Origin of the sequence: uncultured Campylobacter sp. (genome assembly GCF_938031315.1) — a bacterium.
In the GTDB taxonomy this organism is placed as follows: Bacteria; Campylobacterota; Campylobacteria; order Campylobacterales; family Campylobacteraceae; genus Campylobacter_B.
In genome coordinates this window covers 1-1,064 of record NZ_CALHHT010000056.1, presented here as the reverse complement: position 1 = coordinate 1,064, position 1,064 = coordinate 1, and the positions used below count along the sequence as shown (strand labels likewise).

At 34.0% G+C, this 1,064-nt stretch carries 2 protein-coding genes; both read right to left on the bottom strand.

The genetic code is table 11. From position 1 onward, the window contains the following. Positions 1–66: 66 nt before the first annotated feature. Positions 67–420: a hypothetical protein gene (locus Q0236_RS01700; RefSeq protein ID WP_297914299.1), complete on the bottom strand. Its 354-nt coding sequence runs from the start codon at positions 418–420 to the stop codon at positions 67–69. A gap of 46 nt (positions 421–466) precedes the next feature. Continuing rightward, a complete protein-coding gene (locus tag Q0236_RS01695) occupies positions 467–994 on the bottom strand; it encodes a hypothetical protein (RefSeq protein WP_297914297.1) in 528 nt (175 codons plus the stop codon). Positions 995–1,064: the final 70 nt, after the last annotated feature.

The following is a 1,064-nucleotide window of genomic DNA, read 5'->3' as shown; positions in this document are numbered from 1 at the left end:
ATGCGGCATTCCTGCCCTACTAAAATAAGCATCTATTTTCTCCATAATTCTATTAAATCATCATATCTAAATCAAATTTCTATCCATATCAAATATTTTGGGATAGTTTTTATAGTTTATTTCGATATAATCGCCCTTTTTAAATTTTGCAGCTTGCGTTGATAAAACCTCTAAAACTACAAATTCAAATCCAAAAAATAGCTCATCCCACCCCTCTTCTCCTTCTTCGAGACCTGGATCACAGCATCCCTCAAAGTCGTCATAAAATCTGACTTTATATATATTGTTTTTATCAAACTCAATGATAAACTCTCTTTTGTTTAGTTCATATATATTTCTCGCCAAATTTTTCATAATATCGCGTTCGTTGTCCGAGAATCTTAACAAAAAATTCTCGTAAATTTCTCTTCCGCTTAGCATTGTGCTCCTTTCTATGGTTTAGCAAAGATTTGTCCGCTTGAACCTTTTAATCGGCTTCTTGGCCATTGTATTTCGCACTCTCGATCTCCGCAAGCGTTAATTTTGCTAAAGGATTGATAAGCTTAGTGATGCAATATTTATTATCGCATGTAATCACGCTTTGGCGCTCATCTACTTTCATTGCGTTGGAGCAATTCGGGCACATTACATAGCCTTCGCCCAAATCAACGCCAATCGGAAAATTTAGCCCTCTCTGCTCTTTCAAAAATCTAAAAAATTTCTCTTTAGAAATTTTGATATTAGAAAATAATCGAAAAATTTCTTCTGCCTTTTGCCTTATCTCGCCTTCTTTAAAAAATACGTTAGGAGCCTTTTTAAAATCTTCATCAAACTCAGAAAATCTACCCGTCATCATATCCAATTCTTTTAATGCCTGCTCTTCCGCTTTATTGGTTGCGCAATATTGCGATTCCAAATCATACATCTTATAAAATTCATCGCAAAACAGCCCTATATCGCACCAATCGTATATGAATCCAGCTATTAAATAATACAACCCTTCATTTTGCTGCATATTTCACCTCATTTTAAATTTTATTGCCATTTTTATTATTTACGCCTTTTAGAATTTCATGCAATAGCTC

What these genes read in the sequence shown, in the direction of transcription:
- Q0236_RS01700 (WP_297914299.1), bottom strand. Translation starts at nt 420, where the DNA reads ATGCTAAGCGGAAGAGAAATTTACGAGAATTTTTTGTTAAGATTCTCG.
- Q0236_RS01695 (WP_297914297.1), bottom strand. Translation starts at nt 994, where the DNA reads ATGCAGCAAAATGAAGGGTTGTATTATTTAATAGCTGGATTCATATAC.